Annotated in this window: 16 protein-coding genes; 11 read left to right on the top strand and 5 right to left on the bottom strand. The window is 65.9% G+C overall.

The features are described from left to right. A partial coding sequence (locus tag VDP74_RS14465; RefSeq protein WP_323000350.1) for a LysR family transcriptional regulator occupies positions 1-521 on the bottom strand: 521 nt, incomplete at its 3' end. 121 nt (positions 522-642) lie between these two features. Between VDP74_RS14465 and VDP74_RS14470 the strand changes: the two genes are divergently transcribed. Beyond that, positions 643-1311, top strand: a complete 669-nt coding sequence (locus VDP74_RS14470) for an NADPH-dependent F420 reductase (protein WP_416232999.1) — start codon at positions 643-645, stop codon at positions 1309-1311. A gap of 107 nt (positions 1312-1418) precedes the next feature. Here VDP74_RS14470 and VDP74_RS14475 read toward each other — a convergent pair whose 3' ends face one another. Beyond that, complete coding sequence (locus tag VDP74_RS14475) at positions 1419-1640, bottom strand: GDCCVxC domain-containing (seleno)protein (protein ID WP_323000352.1); 222 nt, start codon at positions 1638-1640, stop codon at positions 1419-1421. 306 nt (positions 1641-1946) lie between these two features. Between VDP74_RS14475 and VDP74_RS14480 the strand changes: the two genes are divergently transcribed. The 8 genes from VDP74_RS14480 (at position 1947) to purL (ending at position 13726) form a co-directional block, all read left to right on the top strand. Beyond that, positions 1947-3179 (top strand): 3-methyl-2-oxobutanoate dehydrogenase (2-methylpropanoyl-transferring) subunit alpha, encoded by a 1233-nt coding sequence (locus VDP74_RS14480; protein WP_323000353.1) that lies wholly within the window; start codon positions 1947-1949, stop codon positions 3177-3179. A 2-nt stretch (positions 3180-3181) separates the two neighbouring features. Then, on the top strand, positions 3182-4219 hold the full coding sequence (locus VDP74_RS14485; RefSeq protein WP_323000354.1) for an alpha-ketoacid dehydrogenase subunit beta: 1038 nt from the start codon (positions 3182-3184) through the stop codon (positions 4217-4219). Further along, complete coding sequence (locus VDP74_RS14490) at positions 4219-5580, top strand: dihydrolipoamide acetyltransferase family protein (RefSeq protein ID WP_323000355.1); 1362 nt, start codon at positions 4219-4221, stop codon at positions 5578-5580. The genes VDP74_RS14485 and VDP74_RS14490 overlap by 1 nt, the downstream gene beginning before the upstream one ends. A gap of 2 nt (positions 5581-5582) precedes the next feature. Beyond that, positions 5583-6995, top strand: coding sequence for a dihydrolipoyl dehydrogenase (gene lpdA / locus VDP74_RS14495; RefSeq protein WP_323000356.1), 1413 nt, complete (start codon positions 5583-5585; stop codon positions 6993-6995). Between the two features lie 117 nt (positions 6996-7112). Beyond that, entirely contained in the window at positions 7113-8054 is a 942-nt protein-coding gene (locus VDP74_RS14500) for an alpha/beta hydrolase (protein ID WP_323000357.1), read from the top strand. Between the two features lie 48 nt (positions 8055-8102). Continuing rightward, the gene (locus VDP74_RS14505) at positions 8103-8939 is read left to right on the top strand and encodes a PHP domain-containing protein (protein WP_323000358.1); all 837 of its coding nucleotides are present in this window, start codon (positions 8103-8105) and stop codon (positions 8937-8939) included. A 14-nt stretch (positions 8940-8953) separates the two neighbouring features. Next, on the top strand, positions 8954-9514 hold the full coding sequence (greB, locus tag VDP74_RS14510; protein WP_323000359.1) for a transcription elongation factor GreB: 561 nt from the start codon (positions 8954-8956) through the stop codon (positions 9512-9514). A gap of 165 nt (positions 9515-9679) precedes the next feature. Then, positions 9680-13726, top strand: coding sequence for a phosphoribosylformylglycinamidine synthase (gene purL, locus VDP74_RS14515; RefSeq protein ID WP_323000360.1), 4047 nt, complete (start codon positions 9680-9682; stop codon positions 13724-13726). Here purL and VDP74_RS14520 read toward each other — a convergent pair whose 3' ends face one another. After that, on the bottom strand, positions 13727-16063 hold the full coding sequence (locus tag VDP74_RS14520; RefSeq protein WP_323000361.1) for an acyl-CoA dehydrogenase: 2337 nt from the start codon (positions 16061-16063) through the stop codon (positions 13727-13729). Between the two features lie 137 nt (positions 16064-16200). Here VDP74_RS14520 and guaB point away from each other — a divergent pair, with 137 nt between their 5' ends. After that, the gene (gene guaB / locus VDP74_RS14525; RefSeq protein WP_323000362.1) at positions 16201-17661 is read left to right on the top strand and encodes an IMP dehydrogenase; all 1461 of its coding nucleotides are present in this window, start codon (positions 16201-16203) and stop codon (positions 17659-17661) included. On the opposite strand, the gene VDP74_RS14530 is transcribed toward guaB, so the two are convergent. Together VDP74_RS14530 and VDP74_RS14535 are read right to left on the bottom strand one after the other, a co-directional pair. Further along, positions 17646-18377 (bottom strand): alpha/beta fold hydrolase, encoded by a 732-nt coding sequence (locus VDP74_RS14530; protein WP_323000363.1) that lies wholly within the window; start codon positions 18375-18377, stop codon positions 17646-17648. The two genes, guaB and VDP74_RS14530, sit on opposite strands and share 16 nt — an antisense overlap. After that, on the bottom strand, positions 18374-19660 hold the full coding sequence (locus VDP74_RS14535; protein WP_323000364.1) for a YbfB/YjiJ family MFS transporter: 1287 nt from the start codon (positions 19658-19660) through the stop codon (positions 18374-18376). The genes VDP74_RS14530 and VDP74_RS14535 overlap by 4 nt, the downstream gene beginning before the upstream one ends. A gap of 152 nt (positions 19661-19812) precedes the next feature. Here VDP74_RS14535 and guaA point away from each other — a divergent pair. Continuing rightward, a partial coding sequence (gene guaA, locus VDP74_RS14540; RefSeq protein ID WP_323000365.1) for a glutamine-hydrolyzing GMP synthase occupies positions 19813-20612 on the top strand: 800 nt, incomplete at its 3' end.

Below are 20612 nucleotides of genomic sequence, written 5' to 3' on the forward strand. Positions count from 1 at the left end.
GTCACCATCTCGGCCTCACACAGCCAGTGGCGTTCGATGGCATCCGGGCTCACCTCTGGTACGTTCCCGATCGTGACGGCCAGGGCACACACTCTTTCGAGCACCAGGTGCTCGCCGCCTTGCATGGTCGTGATTCGCAGGTCGATCACTGCGGTGTGGAACTCCGCTTGCAGTGTCCGCAAACAGTCGATCAGGTGGGCACGTGGGAAGTAGGCATCGATCGCGACTGAAACCTGTGGCGCCCCGGCCCTGGCGATCGAGCTGGCACGGTTCTTCATCTCTTCCGTGCGTGAGATCACCGCCCGCGCGTCCGGCAAGAGGCTGTGCCCCGCCGCAGTGAGCTGCGCCTTTCTCGTGTTTCGCTCGAACAACTCGACATCAAATGCGCTTTCCAGCGCCTTGATCGCATGGCTGATGGCTGACTGTGCGCGCCTGAGTTTCTGCGCTGCACCCGAAAAGCTTCCTTGATCGCATACCGCGACGAACGCACGCAGTTGGTTGATGGTGACGTTATCGAGCATTGACATCTAAATAATAGATTGAATTAAGCGATTTTTCGTCAATTTTACTGATGAGTCAAGGAAGCTAGACTGATTTCCAGTTCCAACTTGCTTGCATCGCAGGACAGCAGCTAGCAGCTTTATGACCGCCAGAGAGGCCGCCGTCGGCGGCGGCCTGGCACAAATCCAAGGAGAACATATGAGCTATGCAATTATCGGCTTCGGCCAGATCGGCCAGGCTTTGGCCAAGGCGTTTGCCCGAAGCGGCATCGCAGTATCCGTTGCAACCACTCGCGACCCGGAAAGCTTTGCATCCGCTGCGGCTGCGATCGGACCCGACGTCATTCCCACAACACTGGCAGAAGCGGTCAAGGCGGACATCGTCTTTTTGGCTGTCCGTTACGAGTCGCACGGGGATGTCGCGAAAGCGCTGCCGACCTGGAAGGGAAAAATCATCATTGACGTGACCAATACCTACGGCGTGTCCCCCGAGGAACTGGGAGGGCTTCCGTCGTCCAAGCTTGTCGCGCAGGCTTTCACCGGAGGGAGATTGGTCAAGGGCTTCAACCATTTGGCTGCTGCCGTCCTTGGCCAAGATCCGGCCGTACAGGGTGGCAGAAGAGTCGTGTTCCTGACGAGCGACGATGAGAGCGCAGCAGCGTCCGTGGCGGCCCTCGCCGAGCGGCTCGGTTTTTCACCGGTCAATCTTGGGAAGCTCGCAGAAGGTGGTGCGCTTGTGCACTCGCGGAACAAAATCTGGGGGCCGCTGATCTTCCAGGACCTGTTCAAGAAGGCGCCGGCAGTGATCTGAGACCATTGCGGCGGGATCATTGTCAGACTACACAGGATGGGTACGCTGCTGCGTCGACGCTGGAACCGCTACGGCCATCTTGGCATGGGCCGTGCCCGTCGCGGGGGTCAGGCGCAGCAACCGCCCTGTTTCCCGTGCTCTTGCACCGGCGGGCACGGCACTGATCCGTAGGAGCAATAGACGCAGCAATCCCCGGGCTTGGGTCTCAGCACGACGTGGCAGTGTTCGCATTCATAGAACCATTGGCAGGCGTCCGTCGGCATGATTTCTGCTTTGGCGTGGCCGCATTCTGGGCAGGTCAGTATGGATTCCAGGATCGCGGCGTTCATGTTGTCTTCCACGGATATCGGCGGGCGGTGTGCCTCTGCCTCCAGGTTTGACGCAGGTGTCGACTGGGGGCTGGGCGTGTTGGGGCATGGTTGTGGCAAGCCGGGGTAAATGCCCAGTCGCGCGACACCGGCCCGTCGATGTACAGTGTACTGGAGTCGTCCCGTCGTGATTGGCACGGACGGCGCCCGTAATTGTTTACGCGATCTTGCGCAGGATGGCGGGATCGGCGATGATGCGGCAGCCGTCCACAAGACGACTATTGCCCGTCAACGGGCCATTGGCAAATCCAAAAGATTTCTGCGACCATGACACAGACACCGTTGAAGTTCTATGTCCCCGAACCCTCGGGGCGTCCCGGCCAGGAGACCGATTTCTCCTATCTGCGGCTGCAGCCGGCAGGCGCCGCCCGCAAACCTCCCGTCGATACCATCCCCTACGACACGCGCGACCTGGCCCTGGGCCTGATCCGGGTACTGGACGACGATGGCCATGCCGTCGGCCCCTGGGCCGAGAACCTGCCCGACGATGCCGTCCTGCGCCGGGGCATGCAGGCCATGATCAAGACGCGCATCTTCGATGCCCGCATGGTCATCGCCCAGCGCCAGAAAAAGACCTCGTTCTACATGCAATGCCTGGGCGAGGAAGCCATTGCCATTGGCCAATCGCTGGCGCTGCAGCAGGGCGACATGCACTTCCCGTCCTATCGACAGCAGGGGCTGCTGATTGCCCAGGACTACCCGCTGTTCGACATGATGTGCCAGATCTTCTCGAACGACAAAGACCCCCTGAAAGGCCGCCAGTTGCCGGTGCTGTATTCCGTGCCGGAAATGGGCTTCTTCACCTTGTCGGGCAACCTGGGCACGCAGATGCCGCAGGCGGTGGGCTGGGCCATGGCATCCGCCATCAAGGGCGACACCCGGATCGCCTGCGGCTGGATCGGCGACGGCGCCACCGCCGAATCCGACTACCAGACGGCGCTGTTGTTTGCCAATGTCTATCGCGCGCCGGTGATCCTGAACGTCATCAACAACCAGTGGGCCATTTCGACCTTCCAGTCGGTGGCGGGCGGCGAGGGCATCACCCTGGCGGCGCGCGGCATCGGCTCCAATGTGGCGTCGCTACGAGTCGACGGCAACGATTTCCTGGCGGTCTATGCGGTATCGCGCTGGGCGGCCGAGCGCGCCCGCAGCAACTGCGGCCCCACGCTGATCGAATGGGTCAGCTATCGGGCAGGGCCGCATTCCACGTCCGACGATCCGTCCAAATACCGGCCGGCCGACGACTGGTCGCGCTTCCCCCTGGGCGATCCCATTCCGCGCCTGAAGCAATACATGATCGGGCGCGGAATCTGGTCCGAACAGGAACACCAGGACACGCAAAAGGCCTGCGAGACCGAGATCGTCGCCGCCCAGAAAAAGGCGGAAGCACACGGCACGCTGGCCACAGGACGCACGTCCAGCGTGGCCACCATGTTCGAAGACGTCTACAAGGACATGCCGGAACACCTGCGCCGGCAGCGCCAGGAACTGGGGGTGTGACCATGGCACAGGACAATCTGAAAACGCGCCCCATGACCATGATCCAGGCCTTGCGCTCGGCCATGGACATCATGCTGGACCGCGATGACAACGTCGTCATCTTTGGCGAGGACGTCGGCTATTTCGGCGGTGTGTTCCGCTGCACCGAAGGCCTGCAGGCCAAGTACGGCCAGTCAAGGGTCTTTGATGCGCCGATTTCCGAAAGCGGCATTGTGGCGGCTGCCGTGGGCATGGGTGCCTACGGCCTGCGCCCGGTCGTGGAAATCCAGTTCGCCGACTATTTCTACCCGGCCGCCGACCAGATCTTCTCAGAGGCCGCACGCCTGCGGTATCGCTCGGCGGGCGGCTACACCGCGCCGCTGACCATCCGCATGCCCTGCGGAGGCGGCATCTTCGGTGGCCAAACCCACAGCCAGAGCCCCGAAGCCCTGTTCACGCACGTCTCGGGCCTGCGCACGGTCATGCCGTCCAATCCCTACGATGCCAAGGGTCTGCTGATCAGCTCCATCGAGAACGACGACCCCGTCATCTTCCTGGAACCCAAGCGCCTGTACAACGGTCCGTTCGACGGCCATCACGACCAACCGGTCGTGCCCTGGTCCAAACACCCGCTGGGCAACGTCCCCGAAGGCTATTACAACGTACCGCTGGACAAGGCCGCGCTCTATCGCGAAGGCCGCGATCTGACCGTGCTGACCTACGGCACCATGGTCTACGTGGCCGAAGTCGCCGCGAAGGATGCCGGCATCGAGGCCGACATCATCGACCTGCGCAGCCTGTGGCCGCTGGACCTGGATACCATCCTGACCTCGGTGCGCAAGACCGGTCGCTGCGTGGTGCTGCACGAGGCCACCCGCACCAGCGGCTTCGGCGCCGAACTATGCGCCCTGGTCCAGGAACATTGTTTCTATCATCTCGAAGCCCCGATCGAACGCATCACGGGGTGGGATACGCCGTATCCGCATTCCCATGAATGGGCGTATTTCCCCGGCCCCAAACGGGTGGCCGAGGCATTCAAACGTGCGTTCCGGGAGGCATAATGGGTATCCACATCATCAAGATGCCTGACATCGGCGAAGGCATTGCGGAAGTCGAACTCGTCGAATGGCATGTGCAGCCAGGCGACGCGGTGGTCGAGGACCAGATCCTGGCCGACGTCATGACCGACAAGGCCACCGTGCAGGTGCCGTCGCCCGTGCACGGGCAGGTCGTCTCATTGGGCGGCCAGGTTGGTCAGGTCATGGCGGTGGGATCCGAACTGATCCGCCTGGAAGTCGAAGGCGAGGGCAACGAACATGCCTTCAAGACCCGCGCCGCCCCGGCCGAAGAACCGGCGGCTGCAGCGCGTGCCGAACCCGCTGCTGCAGTCATGGCTGCGGATGCCCCGTCGGCAGCCATGTCCACGCGGCCGGCGGCCCCTCGCGCAGAACATGCTGCGGCAGCCGAACCCCATGTGGAGCAGGCCGCTCCTGTCACGCAGGTGCCGCATGCGGCCACCCATGCGCCGGCGCGGCCCGAAGGCCAGCGACCGCTGGCCTCGCCCGCCGTGCGCCGCCGCGCCTGGGATCTGGGCGTCACCTTGCAGTACGTGCCGGGCAGCGGGCCGGCCGGTCGTATCACACAAGGAGACCTGGATGCCTGGCTGGCCCGCGACCGCAACGACACTTCGCATCGCACCACCGGGTCCCTGTACCAGGCCCACGACGAGGAAACAGCCATCCCCGTCATCGGATTGCGCCGCAAGATCGCGCAGAAAATGCAGGAATCCAAGCGCCGTATCCCGCATTTCACCTACGTCGAGGAAATCGATGTCACCGAACTGGAATCCTTGCGCGGCAGGCTCAATGCCCGCTACAGCACGGAACGCGGCAAACTGACACTGCTGCCATTCCTGGCGCGGGCCATGGTGCTGGCCTTGCGGGAATTTCCGCAGATCAATGCGCGCTTCGACGATGATGCCGGTGTGGTGACCCAGTTCGGTGCCGTGCATCTGGGCGTGGCGGCGCAGACACCCTCGGGCCTGATGGTGCCGGTGGTTCATCATGCCGAGACCCTGGATCTCTGGTCCTGCGCGGCGGAAATCGCCCGCCTGGCCGAGGCCACCCGCCAGGGCAAGGCAGCGCGCGACGAACTGACGGGCTCGACCATCACCATCACCAGCTTGGGGCCGCTGGGCGGCATCGTGTCCACCCCTGTGATCAACCACCCTGAGGTCGCCATCGTGGGCGTCAACCGGGTGGTCGAACGTCCGGTCTTCCAGGAAGGCCGGGTCGTGGCGCGCAAGCTCATGAACCTGTCCTCGTCCTTTGATCATCGCGTGGTCGACGGCATGCACGCCGCCGAGTTCATCCAGTGCATCCGGCGCTATCTGGAATGCCCGGCGCTTCTGTTCGTGGAGTAAGCATGTCCAATCCGATCAATACCACTTTGCTGATCATCGGCGGCGGCCCTGGCGGTTATGTAGCCGCCATCCGGGCGGGCCAGTTGGGCATTCCCACCGTGCTGGTGGAAGGCGCCACCCTGGGTGGCACCTGCCTGAACATTGGCTGCATTCCGTCCAAGGCCCTGATTCACGTGGCGGAACAGTTCCATGCCCTGCAGGGCTATGCCGGGGATTCTCCCCTGGGCATCCGCGCCCAGGCGCCGGAATTGGACCTGGAGCGCAGCATCGCCTGGAAGGACGGCATCGTCAAGAAACTGACCACCGGCATCGGGGCCCTGCTGAAAAAGCACAAGGTCACGGTCGTCCAGGGCTGGGCGCGAATCGTCGACGGCAAGACCGTGGACGTGGACCCGGTGGCCAAGGGCAAGGCGGGCGCCCCCCAGCGCATCCGCTGCGAACACATGCTGCTGGCGACCGGGTCCGAACCCGCAGCCTTGCCCTTCATGCCCTTTGGCGGCCCGGTGATCTCCTCCACCGAGGCCCTGTCGCCCAAAAAACTGCCCAAATCCCTGGCCATCGTGGGCGCCGGCTACATCGGCCTGGAACTGGGCACGGTCTACCGCAAACTGGGCGTCAAGGTCGACGTCGTCGAAGCCCAGGATCGCGTCCTGCCCGCCTACGATGCCGACCTTGTCAAGCCCGTGCACAAGGCCTTGAAATCCCTGGGCATCGGCCTGCACCTGCAGACCCAGGTCCTGGGCCTGGCGGAAGACGGCAAGGGCCTGCGCATCCAGCCGCCCAAGGCAGACGAACAGGTCCTGAGCGCCCAGCAGATTCTGGTGGCGGTGGGCCGCAAGCCCCGCAGCCGGGGCTTCGGCCTCAGTTCCCTGATGCTGGACATGGACGGCCTGGCGGTCCGCGTGGATGATCGCTGCCGCACCTCCATGAACGGGGTGTGGGCCATTGGCGACCTGACCGGGGAACCCATGCTGGCCCATCGTGCCATGGCGCAGGGCGAGTGCGTTGCCGAACAGATCGCCGGCCATGTGCGCCGCTTCGTGCCGGCGGCCATCCCGGCGGTGTGCTTCACCGACCCGGAGGTCGTCACCGCCGGCCTGTCGCCGCAGCAGGCTGCGGCAGCCGGCATCGACGCCCTGGAAGGCGTGTTCCCCCTGGCGGCCAATGGCCGGGCCATGACGCTGGAATCCACGGACGGCTTCGTGCGGGTCGTGGCGCGGCGCGACAATCACCTGATCCTGGGATGGCAGGCGGTGGGGCGGGGCGTGTCTGAATTTGCAGCCGCCTTCGGCCAGTCCATCGAAATGGGTGCCTGCCTGGAAGACGTCGCGCACACTATCCATGCGCATCCCACGCAGGGCGAGGCCATCCAGGAAGCCGCCCTGCGAGCCTTGGGGCAGGCGCTGCACATATAGCGGGCGGCGGGCATGGGTCCGCCTTCGACCGACGAGGGCGGACGATGCGCCTGGCAAGACGCCAGAGACGGGGCGACTACAATCGAAAGGTCGTCTTTCTCATCAAAGGCTGTGTCCATGTCCGCGATTGCCCGTTCGACCGAGCCCCGCCTCGATTCCGTCACCTGCGCCAGTCCTGCGGGCCTGCATCGCATGGCGTACTGGGAATGGGGCGATCCCGACAACGACAGAGTGCTGTTGTGCGTTCACGGCCTGACGCGCACCGGGCGTGATTTCGACCTGCTGGCCCAGGCGCTTCAGGGCGATTACCGGGTCGTGTGTCCGGACGTGGTCGGGCGCGGGCGGTCCGACTGGTTGATCGACCCGGCCGGCTATGTGGTGCCGCAGTACGTGGCTGACATGGTGGCGTTGATTGCGCGCCTGGCGCCGGCGCGGCTGGACTGGGTCGGTACGTCCATGGGCGGACTGATCGGCCTGGGCCTGGCAGGCGCCGCACTGGTGTCGCCGGCGCTGCGCCCCAGCCGGGGCCGCTGGGGGCTGGATGCCACGCCAGACGTTCCCCTGGGCCGCATGGTGTTCAACGACATCGGCCCCGCCCTGGATCTGGACGGCCTGTCGCGCATCGGCAGCTATGTCGGCCAGGACATCCGCTTCGCGTCCTTTCAGCAGGCGGTGGATTACGTGCATGCCGTGTCCCAGGGCTTTGGGCCGCATGATGATGCCGGCTGGGCCGCCCTGACCGAACACGTCTTTCACGAGCAGGACGGGCAGTGGGTCAAGCACTACGATCTGCGCATCGCCCAGCCCTTCGCCTTGCAGACTCCCGATGCCACGACTGCCGCCGAGGCGCTGCTGTGGCGGGCCTGGGATCATCTGCCCATGCCGGCCCTGGTCCTGCGCGGCGCGCAGTCCGACATCCTGTCGGCCGAGACCGCGCAGCAGATGGTCAGTCGCAATGCGAATGCCCGCTGCGTGGAATTCCTGGGGGTCGGGCACGCGCCAACCCTGCGTTCCGAGGACCAGATCGAGGCCGTGCGGCGGTTCCTGTTGACGGCCTGATACCGCGCGATACGACACGATGCGGCATGCTCGTGTACAGTCTGACGGATGAGCTTGAATATTGATTTGCATAGCCATTCCAGGCAGTCGGATGGCGTCCTGTCGCCGGCGGACGTCGCGGCGCGGGCGCATGCCAATGGCGTGGACTGGTGGGCGCTGTCGGATCATGATGAAACCAGCGGCCTGAACGAGGCGGCCCAGGCTGCCCACGATCTGGGCCTGGGCTTCATCCCCGGGGTGGAGATCTCCGTCACGTTCTGTGGCAAGACCGTCCACATCGTGGGGCTGCACATCGATCCGGCGGATGCCGCGCTGGCGGCTGGCCTGGCCGAGATCCGCCGAGGTCGCTTCGATCGGGCTGGCGTCGTGGCCGAACGGCTGGCGCAATGCGGCATCGATGGCGCCTACGAGGGCGCCATGAGCCACGTGGACAATCCCGACCTGATCAGCCGGGTGCATTTTGCCCGCGATCTGCTGGAACGAGGACACGTCAAATCCCTGCAACAGGCCTTTGACCGGTACCTGGGGGAAGGCAAGCGGGCGTTCGTGCCGGTCCAGTGGGCCAGCCTGGAACAGGCCGTCGGCTGGATTCACGGGGCGGGCGGCAAGGCCGTCATCGCCCATCCGGGGCGCTATAAATATACCCCCCAGCAGCGCGATGCGCTGTTCCAGGTGTTCAAGGACCTGAACGGGGAGGGCATCGAAGTCGTGACCGGCAGCCACACCCCCGCGCAGTATGAACAGTACGCCCGCCTGGCGCTGCAGTACGGTTTCCAGGCCTCGCGCGGGTCGGATTTCCATGCCCCGGGGGTGGGGCGTGTCGATCTGGGGCGCATGCCGGATCTGCCGGACGGCCTGGTGCCCGTCTGGCGGGATTGGATCTGAGAGGAACAGCAGAGATGAACAAGGCCTTTGTGAAGGAATCGGACGGAGACGAGGACGACGATCTGCCCGAAGCCAAAGCCCTGCCTGCCGGCACGAAGAACTACATGACTACGCTCGGCTACCGGACCTTGAAGGACGAGCTGATGCATCTGATGAACGTCGAGCGGCCGGAAGTGGTGCAGGTCGTGTCCTGGGCGGCGTCCAACGGCGACCGCTCGGAAAATGGCGATTACATCTATGGCAAGAAGCGCCTGCGGGAGATCGATCGCCGCATCCGTTTCCTGACCCGTCGCCTGGAATCGGCCGAGGTCGTCGACCCCTCGCAGCAGCCCAATCGCGACCAGGTGTTCTTCGGCGCCACGGTGCAGTATTGCGACAGCCAGGGCCAGGAGTTCACCGTCACCATCGTTGGCGTGGATGAGGCCGAGCCCCTGAATGGACGCATCAGCTGGGTGTCGCCGGTAGCCCGCGCCCTGATCAAGGCACGCGAAGGCGATACCGTCACCCTGCGTACTCCGGCCGGGATCGAGGAACTGGACATCCTGGACGTCAGCTATCCGCCCGCGTCCGACTGAGACTTACCGGGCTTCGGCCCGGGCGGTTCGACGGTCCGGAGACCGCCCGCAGCGAGCACGAGAGTGCCGAACCGCCAGGACGGCTGAGGGGGCATGAGCCTGCTGCCGGCCTGATCCCGGTAAAATGGAGGATTCTTCCTTTCGTTTGCCTTGGGCCTTTCTGCCGTGACCACCGTATTGATCATTCCCGGTTCTGCTGCCTTGTCCGATTTTCGCCGTCAGCGCCTGCTGCAAACCCTGACAGGGCAGGGCCTGCCGGTGGCTTCGGTCACGGCCCGGTCCTGCTATTTCGTCGAGGTCGAGGGGGCGCTGTCCGATGCCGACCAGGCACGGCTCGATGCGCTGCTGGACGATGGGCGGCGCGAAACGGCACCTGCCGATCGACATGCCGCGCAGTTCCTGGTGGTGCCGCGCCTGGGCACGATTTCCCCCTGGGCCAGCAAGGCCACCGATATCGCGCGCCATTGCGGCCTGCCGCAGGTGCACCGCATCGAACGCGGCCTGCGCTATATCGTCACGCCCGAACGCCGCCTGCTGAGTACGCAGAAATTCACCGATGCACAGACCCAGGCGATCTCGGCCAGCCTGCATGACCGCATGACCGAAGCCGTGATGCCGGCGGACTTCGACGGCCGGGCACTGTTCGCCCCGGTGTCCGGTCAGCCGGTACGGGCGGTGCCAGTCATGGAACAGGGCCGCGCGGCCCTGGACGACTGCAACGCCAGCCTGGGCCTGGCGCTGTCGGCCGACGAAATCGATTATCTGCTGCGGGCCTACCGTGACCTGGGGCGCGATCCCACCGACGTCGAACTGATGATGTTCGCCCAGGCCAACAGCGAACATTGCCGCCACAAGATCTTCAATGCCCACTGGACGCTGGATGGCCAGGCGCAGCCGCAGACGCTGTTCGACATGATCCGCGCCACCCACGCGGCCCAGCCCGAGGGCACCATCGTGGCCTATGCCGACAACGCCGCCGTCATGGCCGGCGGCCCTGCGTCGGCCTTTCATGCGGGCGATGCGGCCGACACCGTCTATCGCCGCCACGACATCACCTCGCACATCCTGATGAAGGTGGAAACGCACAACCACCCCACCGCGATCGCGCCGTTTCCCGGGGCGGCCACGGGGGCTGGCGGCGAGATCCGCGACGAGGGCGCCACGGGGCGCGGTTCCAAGCCCAAGGCGGGCCTGACGGGCTTCACGGTGTCCGACCTGCGGGCGGGCGATGATCTGGAGCCCTGGGAAGATCCGGCCAGCACGCCGGAACGCATCGCCACGCCGCTGGACATCATGACCGAGGGCCCCATCGGCGGGGCGGCGTTCAACAATGAATTTGGCCGGCCCAATCTGCTGGGCTATTTTCGCAGCTTCGAGCAGACCGTGGCCGGGGTCCGCTGGGGCTATCACAAGCCCATCATGCTGGCAGGCGGCCTGGGGCAGATCGACGCCCGGCTGACGCACAAAGACCCCCTGCCTCCCGGATCGCTGCTGGTGCAGCTGGGCGGGCCGGGCATGCGCATCGGCATGGGGGGCGGGGCGGCGTCCAGCATGGGCGCAGGTACCAACCAGGCCGACCTGGACTTCGATTCCGTGCAGCGCGGCAATCCGGAAATGCAGCGCCGTGCCCAGGAAGTCATCGACCGTTGCTGGCAGCAGGGGGGCGACAATCCGATCCTGGCCATCCATGACGTGGGCGCGGGCGGCTTGTCCAATGCCTTCCCCGAACTCGTGAACGACGCCGGGCGGGGCGCGGAATTCGAATTGCAGCGCGTGCCGCTGGAAGAATCCGGCCTGTCGCCCGCCGAAATCTGGAGCAACGAGTCCCAGGAACGCTATGTGCTGGCCATCCTGCCGGCTGACCTGGACCGTTTTGCGCAGATTGCCGATCGCGAGCGCTGTCCCTACGCCGTCGTGGGCGTGGCGACCGAGGAACGCCGGCTGCGCGTCACGCAGGGCGAAGGCCTGCCCGGTCTCGACCGCCCGGAAGGCGATTTGCCTGCCACGGCCCTGCGGCCCGTGGACGTGCCCGTGGACGTGATCCTGGGCAAGCCGCCGCGCATGCAGCGCGATGCCCAGCGAGTCGCCGTCGAGGGTGTCCCGCTGGATCTGGCCAGTGTCGAACTGCCGGATGCCGTGGAACGGGTGCTGCGCCATCCGACCGTGGCCAACAAGTCCTTCCTGATCACCATCGGCGACCGCACGGTGGGCGGCCTGACCGCCCGCGACCAGATGGTGGGTCCGTGGCAAGTGCCCGTCGCTGATTGCGCCGTCACCCTGCGTGACTACGAAGGCGTGGCCGGAGAGGCCATGGCCCTGGGCGAACGCAGTCCGATCGCCGTGTTGAACCCTGCGGCATCAGGCCGCATGGCCGTGACCGAGGCCCTGACCAATCTGGCAGCTGCGGGTGTGGCCCGCCTGGAAGACGTCAAGCTGTCCGCCAACTGGATGGCGGCCTGCGGCGCGCCTGGCCAGGATGCCGCGCTGTTCGATACCGTGGCCGCCGTCAGCGACTGGTGCCAGACGCTGGGCCTGTCGATTCCGGTGGGCAAGGATTCCCTGTCCATGCGCACTGCATGGCAGGACGACTCGGGCGACCAGCAGGTCGTCTCGCCGGTGTCGCTGGTGGTCACGGCCTTCGCGCCGGTGGCCGACGTGCGCGCCACCGTTACCCCGCAGCTGCGCACCGACGCGGGCGAGTCCGTGCTGCTGCTGATCGACCTGGGAGAAGGGCGCCAGCGCATGGGCGGTTCGGTCCTGGGCCAGGTCTACGGCGGCCTGGGCGCCGAGACCCCGGACATGCAGGATGGCAATCTGCTGCGCACGGCCTTCCTGACTGTGCGCGAACTGATTGCGCGCGGCTGGGTGCTGGCCTGCCACGACCGTTCCGATGGCGGCCTGCTGGCCGCTGCCGCCGAGATGGCCTTCGCCGGTCACGTAGGCCTGTCCCTGAACCTGGACATGCTGACCATCGATCCGCACACGGCCGATGCCGGCGACTACAAGATCCGCAATGATCAGGTGGCAGTGCTGCACCACGAGCACAATCTGACGGCGCTCTTCAACGAAGAAGCCGGCTGGCTGCTGCAGGTACCCCGCGCCCATCGCGACGAGATCCTGCAATTCCTGCGCCAGGCCGGCCTGTCGGCAGTCACACAGGTGGTCGGCATGCTGAACACCAAGCAGGAACTACAGGTGTTTCGCGATGGCGCCATCCTGTATCACCGGCCCCTGGCCGAGCTGGGGCAGATCTGGAGCGAAACCACCCGCTGCATCATGGCGCGGCGCGATCATCCCGACTGCGCCCAGGCCGAATACGATACCTGGCTGGACGTGGACAACCCCGGGCTGGTCCCGCAGGTGGCCTTCGATCCGCAGGAAGACGTGGCCGCGCCCTATGTCGCCACCGGTGCCCGCCCGCGCATCGCCATTTTGCGCGAACAGGGCTGCAACAGCCAGGTGGAAATGGCCTGGGCCTTCGACGTGGCGGGCTTCCAGTCGGTAGACGTGCACATGACCGACCTGCTGGCCGGGCGCATCCGCCTGGACGACATGCAAGGCCTGGTCGCCGTGGGCGGCTTCAGCTACGGCGACGTGCTGGGCGCGGGCGAAGGCTGGGCCCGCACGATCCGCTTCAATGCGGCGTTGGCCGATCAGTTCGGCGGCTTCTTTGCCCGTCCGGACGTTTTCGCCCTGGGCGTGTGCAACGGCTGCCAGATGCTGGCTGCGCTGGCCGACATGATTCCCGGGGCGCAGCACTGGCCGCGATTTACCCGTAACGTCTCGGAAAAATACGAGGCCCGGCTGTCCCTGGTCGAGATCCTGGACTCACCGTCCCTGTTCTTTGCCGGCATGGCCGGGGCCCGGGTGCCCATCGCGGTGGCGCACGGCGAAGGCTATGCCAATTTCAGCCGGCAAGGCGATGCCAGGCAGGTGCTGGCAGCAGCGGCCTTCGTGGATAATCGAGGCGCGCGCACTCAGGCCTATCCGGCCAATCCCAACGGCAGCCCGGATGGCCTGACCGCCGTCACCACCGCCGATGGCCGCTTCACCGCCATGATGCCGCACCCGGAACGGGTCACGCGCAACGTCGCCATGTCCTGGCGGCCGGCCCGCTGGGGGGCTGCGGACCAGGGGGGCGATGGCACGACGCATGGCGGCTACACCCCCTGGATGCGGATGTTCCGCAACGCACGGGTTTTCCTGGCCTGATCAGAGGCGCGTCTCTGATCCCGACGGCCCCTGGAAGTCGGGCGCGAAGTCATCCACCGCAATGACCCGGTCGCGCAGGTCGTTGCGGGCGCGCAGGCGTTCGTATTCCTCGTCCGTCAGCCCGCCTGCGGCGTGGACCGCTTCGGCGATGTCGCGCACATTGGCGCGCGGGTCGCCGGCGGGAATCTGCCCCGATTTTTCGAATTCGCGCACGCGAGCATCCAGCGGCTGCGTGTCCAGCACGGCCTGCAGCGCTGATTCCAGAGCGCCTACGGGTTCTTCCAGCGCGTCAGGCACATAGGCCAGCCGGGTCAGGCGATCGCGGGCGGCGCCTGGCGTGCAGAGCACATCCGCCACGGAGGCGGATAGTGTGTCCGAGGGGGCTGAAAAACTGCGGCCCCAGGGAAACAGCAGCACTTTCAGGGCGCAGGCCAGGAACCGGTTGGGGAAGTTGCCCAGCACACCGTCGATGGCGTCCTGTGCCCGGCAGAACGCGTCCTGGATGGCCCAGTGCGCCAGCGGTGCGTCGGTGGCTTGACGGCCTTCGTCTTCGAAGCGCTTCAGGGTTGCTGAAATCAGGTAGAGCTGCGACAGCACGTCGCCCAGCCGTGCAGATATGGATTCGCGGCGTTTCAGCGAGCCGCCCAGCACCAGCATGGATGTTTCCGCCAGCGTGGCAAATGCAGCCGAAAACCGCGTCAACTGCCGGTAATAGCGTGCCATGCTGGGGGCGACGTCGGTGTCGGGGCGGGCCAGCAGGGCGCCGGTCCAACCGTGCCCGATCGCGCGCATTTTGTTGCCGGCCGCATGGCGCATATGCCCCCAGAACGCTACATCGAAATCCGCCAGCCCCTGTTCCGGATCGTCGGCCTGTGCGGCGCGCATTTCCGCCAGCACGAAGGGGTGGCAGCGGATTGCGCCTTGGCCAAAGATGATCAGGCTGCGCGTCAGGATGTTGGCGCCTTCCACGGTGATGCCCACGGGAATCTGCTGGTAGGCCCGCCCCAGGAAGTTCTGCGGCCCCAGAATGATGCCCTTGCCGCCGATGATGTCCATGCCGTCGTTGACCACGTTCCGGCCGCGTTCGGTGACGTGGTATTTGGCGATGGCCGACAGCACGGCGGGCTTTTCACCCAGATCGACTGCGCCGGCCGTCATGGATCGTGCCGCATCCATCAGGTAGGTGTTCGCGCCGATGCGGGCCAGCGGTTCGATGACGCCTTCGAATTTGTGGATGCGGGTGTGGAACTGGTCGCGGACCACGCTGTAGGCGCCGACCGCCCGGGCCGTCAGCTGCGCCATGCCGGCGTAGGACGCGGGCAGCGAGATCGAGCGCCCGGCCGCCAGGCATTCCATCAGCATGCGCCAGCCCTGGCCTGCGCGTTGCGGGCCGCCGATGATGAAGTCCAGCGGCATGAACACATCGTGCCCGCGCGTGGGGCCGTTCATGAACATGGCATCCAGCGGAAAATGACGTCGGCCGATTTCCACCCCCGGGTGGTCGCGCGGCACCAGCGCGCAGGTAATGCCGATGTCGGGCTCCGAACCCAGCAGGCCGTCCGGGTCGTACAGCCGGAACGCCAGTCCCAGCACCGTGCAGACCGGTCCCAGCGTGATGTAGCGCTTGTCCCAGCTCACGCGCATGCCCAGGACTTCTTCGCCTTGCCACAGGCCTTTGCAGACGATGCCGTGGTCCGGGATGGCGGCGGCGTCCGAGCCTGCCCAGGGGCTGGTCAGGCCGAAGGCAGGGATGTCCTCGCCGCGAGCCAGACGGGGCAGGTAGTGGTTCTTCTGCTCTTCCGTGCCGTAATGCAGCAGCAGTTCGGCGGGGCCCAGGGAATTGGGCACCATGACGGTGGCCGACAGCGCGGAATTGCGCGATGCCAGCCGGGTCACCACCGCCGAATGGGCGCTGGCGGAAAACCCCAGGCCGCCGTATTCCTTCGGGATGATCATGCCGAAGAATCGATGTGTCTTGATGTAGTCCCAGGCTTCGACTGGCAGGTCCAGGTCCTGGCGTGTGACCTGCCAGTCGTGCACCATGGCGCACAGCGTGGCGACTTCGTGGTCCAGGAAGGATTGCTCTTCGTCCGACAGGCGTGGTGCAGGAATGGCGTGCAGGGCGCGGGCGCTGGGGTGGCCGGAAAACAGAGCGCCGTCCCACCAGACCGTGCCGGCCTCCAGGGCCTCGCGTTCGGTGTCCGACATGCGGGGCAGGATGCGTCGGAACAGCGCGTACAGCGGTCGGCTGAAATACTTCAGGCGCCAGTCCCGATGGATCAGCACGCAGGCCAGGCCAATCAGGATGAGAAGGATCAGGATCAGCACGACGGTCATGATGCGGCTCCAGGCCCGGGCGGTGCGTCCGGGTATGGAGACATGATAGCGCCTGGCTTGCCGCTGACCGGATCTAGGGGTTTATCCGGGGGCTCCTACGGCGTATAATCCTGCTTTGCCCGGAGTCTAAACAGTTTATGCGTCTCATCAAAAAAGCGCTCACCTTCGACGACGTTCTCCTGGTGCCTGCCTTTTCCCAGGTTCTGCCGCGCGACACGCGCCTGACCACGCAGCTCACGCGTGGCATTCAGCTGAACATCCCGCTCGTCTCCGCCGCCATGGATACCGTGACCGAATCCCGCCTGGCTATCGCCATGGCTCAGGAAGGCGGCATCGGCATCATCCACAAGAACCTCAGCGCCGACGAACAGGCCCGTGAAGTCGCTCGCGTCAAGCGCCACGAGTTCGGCATCGTCATCGATCCCGTCACCGTGACTCCCACGATGAAGGTCCGCGACGCCATCGAACTGCAGCGCCTGCACGGCATTTCGGGCCTGCCCGTGGTCGAAAGCGGCAAACTGGTAGGCATCGTCACGAACCGCGACCTGCGCTTCGAAGACCGCCTGGACATGTCACTGCGCGAGATCATGACGCCGCAGGACCGCCTGGTCACGCTGCGCGAGGGCGCGACGCTGGAAGAAGCCCAGTCCCTGATGCACAAGCACCGTCTGGAACGCGTGCTGATCGTCAACGAAAAATTCCAGCTGCGCGGCCTGGCTACGGTCAAGGACATCGTCAAGAACACCGAACACCCCCTGGCCAGCAAGGACACCCAAGGCCAGTTGCGCGTAGGCGCTGCCGTGGGCGTGGGCGAGGGCACCGACGAACGCGTTGAAAAGCTGGCGGCTGCCGGGGTCGACGTCATCGTCGTCGATACGGCGCATGGCCACTCGGCCGGCGTCATCGAACGCGTGCGCTGGGTCAAGAAACACTACCCCAACATCCAGGTCGTGGGCGGCAACATCGCCACGGCCGCTGCGGCCCGCGCCCTGGTCGAGGCTGGCGCCGACGCGGTCAAGGTCGGCATCGGCCCGGGTTCCATCTGCACCACCCGTATCGTGGCCGGCGTGGGCGTGCCGCAGATCACCGCGATCGCCGACGTGGCCCAGGCCCTGGAAGGCACGGGCGTGCCGCTGATCGCAGACGGCGGCATCCGCTATTCCGGCGACGTGTCCAAGGCCCTGGCTGCCGGCGCATCCACCTGCATGATGGGCGGCATGTTCGCGGGTACCGAAGAAGCCCCCGGCGAGGTCGTCCTGTTCCAGGGTCGATCCTACAAATCGTACCGGGGCATGGGCAGCCTGGGCGCCATGGCTGACGGTTCGGCCGATCGCTATTTCCAGGATCCGAACAACAACGTCGACAAACTCGTCCCCGAAGGCATCGAGGCCCGCGTTCCCTACAAGGGCAGCGTCATCGCCATCATCTTCCAGTTGGTGGGCGGGATCCGGGCGTCCATGGGCTACTGCGGCTGCGCCACCATCGCCGATCTGCATGACCAGGCCGAATTCGTCGAAATCACCGCCGCCGGGGTGCGTGAATCCCACGTCCACGACGTGCAGATCACGAAAGAAGCCCCCAACTACCGCGCCGACTGATCACCCGCATCCAGCAAGGCCTCGGCCACCTGGTCCGGGGCGCTGATCATCGCATCGTGGCCGCAGGCCAGATCCTGCCAGGACCACCGGCTTCCGTACGTTTCACGTGCCCATTCATAGGCCTGCGAGACAGCGGGGAAAGGCAGTTGGATACAGCGCAGATACGTGACCGGCAGGCCGTTGCCCAGCGGATGATCCAGGCGTAACGGTTCGCGGTAAGTGCCGATCGGATGCGGTGTCAGTCGGCCTTGCACGGCCGCGATGTCCTCGGCCCGGCTCAGTCCCAGGCTTTCGGGCCTGGGCGGGGCGATGCCGCCGGTCCCGGCAGCGCTGAGTTCCAGCCGCTGGACGACGGTATCAGGCAGCGTGTCGAATGTGGATTTGCCGGGCGGCAGCAGAAAGGCATCCAGATAGACCAGGCGCCGGAGGCGCCCTGGCAGGCGGTCGGCCACACCCGAGATCACCAGCCCGCCGAAACTGTGGCCCACCAGGATGACGTCGCGTAGATCCTGCGTGATCAGTTGTTTTTCTATGTCTCGGATGAAGGTGTCCAGCGTGATGTCGGGCCCCAGCAAGTGGCTGCGTTCCCCCAGCCCCGGCAGCGTCGGGGTGTGGACGAGGTGGCCCGCCTGTCGTAGCCGTTGGGCGACGGCAGACCAGCACCAGCCGCCGTGCCAGGCGCCATGTACGAGCATATAGGTATGAGCAGTCTTCATGGGCGAGCCTCTCCGGTCGGCGTGGGCTTGACGCCCGCCTGCAGCCGCAGAATGGGCAATGCCCCGGCCACCAGGCCCAGGGTGCCCAGCACCAGTGCGAATTCCAGCGGCGCGCCGAACAGGGCGTGGGTCAGGCTGAAGAACAGCGGGCCGATCAGCTGACCCAGGGCGAAGGACGCCGTCATGGCCGCCATCTGGCGCTTGGCGCCCGCCTGACCCACGGCGGCCTGGGCTTCCTGCAGGCCAACCATGGTGATCACCATGAAGGTGCTGCCTACGCACAGGGCCGCCAGCAGGATCGCTGCCAGCGAGTGCCACAGGGCCGGCAGCAGCACGCCGATGGCCATCAGGATCTGTGCGCCGGCCCAGATCTGCGGTCGGCTGAAGCGCCGCGCCATCCGGCTGGCGACCAGCGTCGACCCCGCGCCTGCCAGCCCGAAGACCGGCCAGGCCAGACTGAACAGCCACGGGTCGGGCACCAGCAGCCGCGCCTGGGCGGGCAGGAAAGTGGCGGGCAGGATGTAGCCGAAGCCGTACACGCCGTAGCACAGGATCAAGCCCCAGTGCAGCGACGGCAGGTTGGGGATCTGCGCCGCCATGGCGGGGCCTGGATCTGCCGGCGCCGGTGCGTCGGGCGCCTGCGCAGCCTGCGAGGCCGGTGTCGGCATCCCTGCGTCGGCGGGTTTCTGGGCCCCCGTCATCGGTGCCTGGTCGGCCTGATCCGTCGATCGCCACAGCATGGATGCCCCCATCAGGCCCAACAGGGCTGCGGCGGCCAGCCACAGCCAGGCCTGCGACGAGGTCGTGCCCAGCAGCGTCAATCCCATGCAGGCCAGGCCTGCGAACGTGATTCCGCAACCCACGCCGGCGAAGACGATGCCGCTGTGCCGTTCCTGGCCCTGGGCGTTCAGGCGGGCGATGCACAGCGATGCCGTGCCGATCAGCACCCAGGCGCTGGCCACGCCCGCCAGCAGGCGCCAGATCAGCCAGCCGGCCCAATGGGTATCCAGCCCCATGGCAGCCGTCATCAGGACCACCAGCCACAGCCCCCGGCGCAGCAGTGTGGCGGGGGACCAGCTCATGTGCGTGACCAGCAGAGCGCCCAGCAGGTAGCCCAGGTAATTGGCACTGGCCAGCCAGCCCCCCTGGGACAGCGACAGCCCCAGATCCGCCTGCATCATCGGCAGCACCGGCGTGAAGGCGAAGCGGCCGATGCCCATGGCGACCGCCAGCGCGAGCAGCCCGGCAAGGGGCAGGGGAAGAGTCGGTGAGCGGAATGCCATGGGGGTGATGTGTTTTGTCGTGAACCCGGCTACTGTAACGGTTGGGAAGGCTTGCGGCAAAGTCCGATTACCAGACAGGCGGCGCACCATGGAAGCAAGCCCTGTCCATGGGTTACATTAACGCCTTGAACAGCCCTTCGACGTTACCCGCCATGCATCAGCGCATCCTCATCCTGGACTACGGTTCACAGGTCACTCAGCTCATCGCCCGCCGTGTGCGCGACACCGGTGTCTATTGCGAGATCCATCCGGGCGACGTGGACGACGCCTTCATCCGCGATCAGCTGGCTCAGGGCCTGAAGGGCATCATCCTGTCGGGCAGCCATGCCTCGGCCTATGCCGACGAATCCCTGAAAGTGCCAGGCGCGGTCTTTCAGGTTGGCGTGCCGGTGCTGGGCATCTGCTACGGCATGCAGTCCATGGCCATGCAGTTGGGCGGCAAGGTCGAATTTTCCGATCATCGCGAATTCGGCTATGCCGAAGTGCGGGCCCACGGCCACACCCGGCTGCTGAACGGCCTGCAGGATTTCGAAACCCCCGAAGGCCACGGCATGCTGAAGGTCTGGATGAGCCACGGCGATCGCGTCACGGCGCTGCCGCCGGGCTTCATCCGCATGGCCTCCACGCCCTCGTGCGAAATCGCCGGCATGGCCGACGAGGCGCGCGGCTTCTACGCCGTGCAGTTCCACCCCGAAGTCACCCACACCGTGCAGGGCCAGGCTCTGCTGCAGCGCTTCGTCACCGAAATCTGCGGCTGCGCGCGCGACTGGAACATGCCTGACTACGTGAGCGAGGCCGTCGCCCGCATCCGCGAACAAGTCGGGTCCGACGAGGTCATCCTGGGCCTGTCCGGTGGCGTGGATTCGTCCGTGGCCGCCGCCCTGATCCACCAAGCCATCGGCGACCAGCTGACCTGCGTGTTCGTCGATCACGGCCTGCTGCGCCTGAACGA

It is taken from the genome of Castellaniella sp., assembly GCF_034674885.1.
In the GTDB taxonomy this organism is placed as follows: Bacteria; Pseudomonadota; Gammaproteobacteria; order Burkholderiales; family Burkholderiaceae_B; genus Castellaniella.

Bases quoted from the DNA above. Each gene is read 5' to 3' on its own strand.
- VDP74_RS14470 (WP_416232999.1), top strand. From the start codon at position 643: ATGACCGCCAGAGAGGCCGCCGTCGGCGGCGGCCTGGCACAAATCCAA.
- VDP74_RS14475 (WP_323000352.1), bottom strand. From the start codon at position 1,640: ATGAACGCCGCGATCCTGGAATCCATACTGACCTGCCCAGAATGCGGC.
- VDP74_RS14480 (WP_323000353.1), top strand. From the start codon at position 1,947: ATGACACAGACACCGTTGAAGTTCTATGTCCCCGAACCCTCGGGGCGT.
- VDP74_RS14485 (WP_323000354.1), top strand. From the start codon at position 3,182: ATGGCACAGGACAATCTGAAAACGCGCCCCATGACCATGATCCAGGCC.
- VDP74_RS14490 (WP_323000355.1), top strand. From the start codon at position 4,219: ATGGGTATCCACATCATCAAGATGCCTGACATCGGCGAAGGCATTGCG.
- lpdA (WP_323000356.1), top strand. From the start codon at position 5,583: ATGTCCAATCCGATCAATACCACTTTGCTGATCATCGGCGGCGGCCCT.
- VDP74_RS14500 (WP_323000357.1), top strand. From the start codon at position 7,113: ATGTCCGCGATTGCCCGTTCGACCGAGCCCCGCCTCGATTCCGTCACC.
- VDP74_RS14505 (WP_323000358.1), top strand. From the start codon at position 8,103: ATGAGCTTGAATATTGATTTGCATAGCCATTCCAGGCAGTCGGATGGC.
- greB (WP_323000359.1), top strand. From the start codon at position 8,954: ATGAACAAGGCCTTTGTGAAGGAATCGGACGGAGACGAGGACGACGAT.
- VDP74_RS14520 (WP_323000361.1), bottom strand. From the start codon at position 16,063: ATGACCGTCGTGCTGATCCTGATCCTTCTCATCCTGATTGGCCTGGCC.
- guaB (WP_323000362.1), top strand. From the start codon at position 16,201: ATGCGTCTCATCAAAAAAGCGCTCACCTTCGACGACGTTCTCCTGGTG.
- VDP74_RS14530 (WP_323000363.1), bottom strand. From the start codon at position 18,377: ATGAAGACTGCTCATACCTATATGCTCGTACATGGCGCCTGGCACGGC.
- VDP74_RS14535 (WP_323000364.1), bottom strand. From the start codon at position 19,660: ATGGCATTCCGCTCACCGACTCTTCCCCTGCCCCTTGCCGGGCTGCTC.